Annotated in this window: 5 protein-coding genes and 1 pseudogene; 4 read left to right on the top strand and 2 right to left on the bottom strand. The window is 69.9% G+C overall.

Going from position 1 to position 5,688, the window contains the following annotated elements:
- Window positions 1-429, top strand: a 429-nt coding sequence (locus NBX02_RS15115) for an OmpA family protein (protein WP_250291870.1), incomplete at its 5' end; no start/stop codon positions are given.
- Between the two features lie 228 nt (window positions 430-657).
- Here NBX02_RS15115 and NBX02_RS15110 read toward each other — a convergent pair.
- On the bottom strand, window positions 658-1,560 hold the full coding sequence (locus NBX02_RS15110) for a phosphatase PAP2 family protein (protein ID WP_250291867.1): 903 nt from the start codon (window positions 1,558-1,560) through the stop codon (window positions 658-660).
- 530 nt (window positions 1,561-2,090) lie between these two features.
- Here NBX02_RS15110 and NBX02_RS15105 point away from each other — a divergent pair.
- The 3 genes from NBX02_RS15105 to NBX02_RS15095 all read left to right on the top strand — a co-directional run bounded on the left by NBX02_RS15105 (window position 2,091) and on the right by NBX02_RS15095 (window position 5,292).
- Window positions 2,091-2,279 carry a (2Fe-2S)-binding protein gene (locus NBX02_RS15105; RefSeq protein WP_013874231.1) on the top strand — a complete coding sequence of 63 codons (189 nt, stop codon included), beginning with the start codon at window positions 2,091-2,093 and terminating at the stop codon, window positions 2,277-2,279.
- Window positions 2,280-2,296: 17 nt separating this feature from the next.
- Entirely contained in the window at window positions 2,297-2,767 is a 471-nt protein-coding gene (bfr, locus tag NBX02_RS15100; RefSeq protein WP_250291866.1) for a bacterioferritin, read from the top strand.
- Between the two features lie 320 nt (window positions 2,768-3,087).
- Entirely contained in the window at window positions 3,088-5,292 is a 2,205-nt protein-coding gene (locus NBX02_RS15095) for a GGDEF domain-containing phosphodiesterase (protein ID WP_250291864.1), read from the top strand.
- 177 nt (window positions 5,293-5,469) lie between these two features.
- Here the strand turns inward: NBX02_RS15095 and NBX02_RS15090 are convergent.
- Window positions 5,470-5,688: pseudogene (locus NBX02_RS15090) on the bottom strand (energy-coupling factor transporter transmembrane protein EcfT); the annotation flags it as partial.

Raw genomic sequence — 5,688 nt, 5'->3', positions numbered from 1 at the left:
GGGACCGCGACAGCACCGGCGGCGGATACGGCCGCGCCACAGCCGGCGGCAGGTGCGGCCACGCCGCAGTCGCTGGCCGGCCGGCTCGCCAGCGTCCTCGCCGAGGGGCAGATCACCTTCGCGACGGGCAGCTCGGAGCTGACCGAGGCCGACCGCGTCCAGCTCGACCGGATCGCGGCGCTGCTGCGGGAGGACGAGCTCGGCGTCCTGCTGGCGGGGCACACCGACGCACGGGGGCCGCGCGCCTTCAACGAGGCGCTGTCACTGGCGCGGGCGCGGGCCGCCGCCGCCTATCTGACCGACCACGGTGTGTCCGCGGATCAGCTGCGGGCCGCCGGGTTCGCCTCGGACCATCCGCTGGCGACGAACGCCACCGATGCCGGGCGCGCCGCCAACCGCCGGGTGGAGATCTCCGCCCTCGTTCCGTAGCCGCCACCCGTAGCCGCCACAGCCCTGCCTCGATGAGCAGGCCGGATGGTCCGGGCCTTCCGGTCTGCCTTTCGGGCTGCCCGTCGGCGGGCCGCTCCGGCCTGGGCCCTCGGCCCGGCGCCTGGGCCGGAAATCCTGGGCCTGCCTCCTCGACCCGGGGGCTCACACGGCAGTCGCCGCCGTCCCGTGGGCAGGAGCAGGGCAGGCCGGGGGACGGCCGGGAGCGGGTCAGGACGGTTGCTGCGACCCGCAGGTATCCGAGCGGCGGGTCACCATCAGACGCATCACGGCGACTATCCGGGCCTGCGGGGCCAACCTGGTGACCTGCACCGCCAGGAGGACGAGCAGAGCGCCGACAATGCCGTCCACCCAGTAGTGGTTGGCCGTGGCGACGACGACGGCGGTGGTGGCCACGGGCTGGGCGATGGCGAGATAACGCCACCGGCTGCGCAGGGCGGTGACCACGACCCATGCCTCGATGATGGCCCAGCCGATGTGCAGGCTCGGCATGGCCGCGTACTCGTTCGCGAAACCGTCGCCCTGGGCGTAGGGCGACGGGCCGAATATCGCGCCGGTGTCGATCAGAGCTGTCATCGTCATGGGCAGCAGGCGCGGTGGAGCGAGCGGATACAGGATGTGGATCGCCAGGGCCATGCCTGTCGCGATAATGATCACATTGCGGGCCCTGGGCCAGGCGGAGCGGTGCCAGGCGAAGACCCAGACGAGCAGCGCGACCGCCGCGGGGAAGTGGACCGCGTAATAGAACTCGTTGATCAGGATCGTCACGTGGTGGGAGTGCAGGGCCAGCCGCTGGACGGCTGCCTCGTCGGGCAGGTACAGGCTGCGTTCCATCTGCCATACCGCGGCCCCGTGCGAGAGCGCTTCGGTCTGATGGCCGTCGACGATGTGCCGTCCGAAACGGTAGACCATGAACAACAGGCCGAGCAGGACGGTCTGGGTGGCCGCGTAGCCGGCGGTGCCGAGGGCGCGACGCCCCCGTCGTGCCCCGCCGGTGGCCGGGGCGCCGCCGGTGGCCGGGGCGCCGGTCGTGAGCCTGGCGTCGGGCATGGGCCGGCTGTCCGCCGTGGCACTGGTCGTGGGCAGCGCGGGCTGGGCGTCGGCCGTCGTCACGGGTAATGGGCCGATCGTGCGCGGAGAGACGCGGTTATGCTCGTCACTGACCCGATCGTCGAATTTTCGGCCCATATCGGGCAATGGTTGACGATATCGGACAATATGGGCCTACCTGGTTGGTCCACAGCACATTGTGCCCTCCTTCACGAAACGGGACCGTACCGTACTGCAATACCGTATCCGGGCGCCTGATCCTGGCTGCTGCCAGGTGTGATCCGTATCTCTCCGGGAATCGCGTCCCGTGCTGGGCGGCCGCTGTTTTCCGAGCTACCGGGCCTGTCCGTATGTCAGGCCGGTTCCGCCGCGGCCGTGATCGGCCTGTTGTGGCCGGGTGGTGACGTGGTGCTCGCTCATCCCCGCTTGCCTCCGATCTGTCCCTGTGGGATTCTTAGGCCACGTTTTTATTAGGGAAGGTTTAACTTAGACGCGAGCACTTGCTGTCATTGATCCGACCGTATGCGGCGTCCGTGGGCCGTCGGTTCCGGAATATGGGACGAGGTGCTCTCTCCAGAGCGTGGTGAGGTGCGGTGCTGGTCTGTTCGTGCTTTGCTGTCTCCGAGCGGACGTTGCGCGGCGTGATTGAGTCGGGCGCGTGCGACACGGGCGAGGTGGGTGATGTCTGTGCCGCGGGCACCGGTTGTGGTGGCTGCCTCGACGAGATCGAGGAACTGTTGACGGACTACCGCCGTGGCTGTCCGGTTGTGTCATCGGGCTGACATAGCGGAGGTTTCATGTGAGGGGCGACCCGGAGATTGTCGAACTGCTCAACCGCGTCCTCACGAATGAGCTGACGGCCGTCAACCAGTACTTCCTGCACTCCCGGATGCAGCTCAACTGGGGTTACCGGCGGTTGGGCAAGCACACCTACGACGAGTCGATCGACGAGATGCGCCACGCTGACAAGCTGGTGCATCGCGTGCTGTACCTGGGCGGGCTGCCCAACCTCCAGCGGCTGAACACGCTCCGTGTCGGCGAGACACCTGTCGAGCAGCTCAACTCCGACCGTACGCACGAGATCGAGGCCTGCGGCCTGCTGCGGGAGGGGATCGTCCTGACCCGCTCGCGTGACGACGTCGGATCCGCTGTCCTGCTGGAGGAGATCCTCACCTCCGAGGAGGAGCACATCGACTGGCTGGATGCCCAGCTCGAGCTGGTCTCCCAGCTCGGTGAGGCACACTATCTCGCCCAGCAGATCCACGACTGACGTCGCTGCCGGCGGAGTCGCAACGGCGGGCCGGAGGCGGCGCGATCATAGTTCTGCGCGCTGCCGACGGCCCGCTGTCGTCGATGAGCTGCTGTCGTCGATGAGCCGGACGGGCCGACGATGATACGATCATGGTTTTTCGTGTCGCTGGATGCCAGGAGTTCCCGGGCGTCGGAAGACACACCCGCTACCACAGCCTGACGTTCTGTGCGCACCTGCCTGCCGCTACACTCGCCATGCGATCGGGAAGGCCATGCGATCCATGAAGATAGCGTGACCAGCCGAGATGTGCACCGGGCTGACAGGCGCGAGGAGATCCGTTGGTCGCTAGCATGGCCGGCTCCGTGGCTGACGTGGTATCCACCGGGCTACTGGTGGTCACGTCAGACAGTCGTGTGGTCTGGGCGAACCGGGCCCTGCTCGATCTGGTGGCCACCGGCGGTGGTGCCGCGCACGACGCTGTCGCCGGTACCGTACGTGATCATTCTGGGCGTGACAGCGCTGACGCCGCCGAGCACGGTGGCGTGGAGCCGGGGGGCGCGGCGGGTGGCGGGTACCCGTGGGGCGGGCCGGACGCCGATCCGGTGTACTCCGCCCGCGTGGCGGTTGCCGAGGCCGGCCTGCCGCTGGCCGGGGTCGTCCCCGACACCGGCCAGCGGCAGGCCCAGTGGCAGGCGCCGGACGGCACCACCCACTGGCTGGAGGTCCGGGCCCGGACTCTGATCGCCGACCGTCCCGCCGGCTCCGGGCAGCCGCCCGCCGACAGTTTCGTCCTCTACGAGATCACCGATGTCACCGGGCGGCGCCACGAGGAGGAGACGCTGCGGCTGCGCGAGCGGTGGCTGCGCCACGTCGAGACGATCGCCCGTACCGGCATCTGGGAGTGGGACCTCGTCACCAACGAGATGGAGTGGTCCGACGAGCTGCTGGCCATGCTCGGCTATCCGACGGACACCCCGGTCGACTACGACGTCTTCCGCTCGTTGGTGCACCTCGACGACCGGGCGACGGTCGAGAGCGCGTTCGACCAGGCGATCACCACCGTCACCCCGGTCGAGGTCACCCCTCGGATGTACCTGGCCGACCGGGTGACCGAGTGTGTGCTGGAATGGCGGGGGGACATCCTCACCGACGACTCCGGCACGCCGATCCGGATCATGGGTACGGCCCACGACGTCACCGAGCTGGTCCGGACACGCCACGAGCTCGCCCACGCGTCCGTGCACGAGCCGCTCACCGAGGTGCTCAACCGGCGGGCGGTGACAGCCCTGCTGACCGAGCGGCTGGCCGCCGGGGTTGACCGCACCGGCGCGCTGCTGCTGGTCGACGTCGACAACTTCAAGATCGTGAATGACCTGCGTGGCCACTCGGTCGGCGACACGGTGATGCGTTCGGTCGCCCAGCGCCTGGTGGAGACGCTCCCGGCCGCCGTCATCGGCAGGCTCGGTGACGACGAGTTCGCGGTGGTCCTGCACAGCGGTGACGGGCCGGAGGCACTGGCCGTCGCGGACACCCTGCGCGAGCAGGCCGCCCGGCACACGATCATGGTGGATGGTTTCGCGGTGCGGGTGACGGTCAGCGTCGGCGTCGTGCCGCTGTCGGCCGTGGGTGACTGCGACACCGCGCTCGCCCATGCCGGGCTCGCTCTGGCCGAGGCCAAGGACGCCGGGCGCAACTGCGCCAAGCTGTTCACCGCGGAGCGGCACGAGTACCTCACCCGCCGTGCCCTGATGGTGCAGCGGGTGAGGGACGCCCTCGACGCCGGCCTGCTGACCCTCCAGGTGCAGCCCATCGTGGACCTGGCCTCGCACGAGGTGCAGGGATACGAGGTGCTGCTGCGGCTGCACGACGGCCAGCATCCCGAGATCGGCCCGGCCGAGTTCATGAGCGTGCTCGCGCACAGCGACCTGGTCCTGAGCCTGGACCGCTGGGTGGTGCAGCAGACGGTGGCCACGCTCGCCTCCGTCGCCGCCCGAGGGGAGCGGCTGCGCCTGCACGTGAACATCTCCGGCCGGTCGGTCGAGGACACAGGCTTCGCCGACTTCGTCCTGTCCGAGCTGCGCGCAGCCCGGGTCGACCCGTCCCAGCTCGGTATCGAGATCGCCGAGAGCGTGGCGGTCGCAGCCCCGGACGCGGTGCGCCAGCTCGCCGAGGCCCTCACCGGCGCGGGCTGCCGGTTCACCCTGGACGACTTCGGGGTCGGGCTGGGCTCGTTCGTCTACCTGCGGAACCTGCCCTTCACCAACGTCAAGATAGACGGCGACTTCCTGCGGCACGTCGACACCTCCCCGGCCGACGCGGTGCTGGTGGACGCGGTGGTCCGCGTCGCCCGCTGCCTGGGCATGTACACCATCGCCGAGAGCATCGACCGGGAGTCGCTGGCACCGGCCCTGCGTGACCTCGGGGTGGACTACGCCCAGGGATTCCACCTCGGGCCGCCCCGCCCGTTGACGGAGCTGTTGCCCGGTACGTCCGAGGCGGATCCGCAGGCCCAGGAGGCCGGCCTCAACAGCTTTCTCGGCTGACGGCGGGGCGTTTCCCGGCCCGACCTGCCGGCAGGGGCAGGCGCAGGCCTGTCCTGGCCGGTAAGGAAGGGCTCCTACCGGCCAGAACAAAAGGGCTCCCGCCGGCCAGGACAGGCGCGGGCCACAGCCAGGAAGGGCTGACGGGCTGTACCGCTGACGGGCTGTACCAGGGAAGGGCTATACCAGGAAGGTCGCCACGGTCAGCCCGGCCAGGGCCGCGAGCGCCGCGGCGTCCACCCGCCGCGGGCGCGCCGGCTGATACGCGACCGCGCCGAACCCGCCACGGGCGGCGATCGCATCGGTCATCTCCGCGGCCCGGCGCAGGCAGGTGACGATCGCCGTGCACAGCAGCTCGGTGACCGATCGCGCGTGCAGCGGCAGCGCCGCGAGCCGGCC

The sequence above is a fragment of the Protofrankia sp. CiP1_Cm_nod1 genome (genome assembly GCF_920888515.1).
Taxonomy (GTDB): Bacteria; Actinomycetota; Actinomycetes; order Frankiales; family Frankiaceae; genus Protofrankia.
This window is presented reverse-complemented; position numbering and strand designations above follow the sequence as displayed.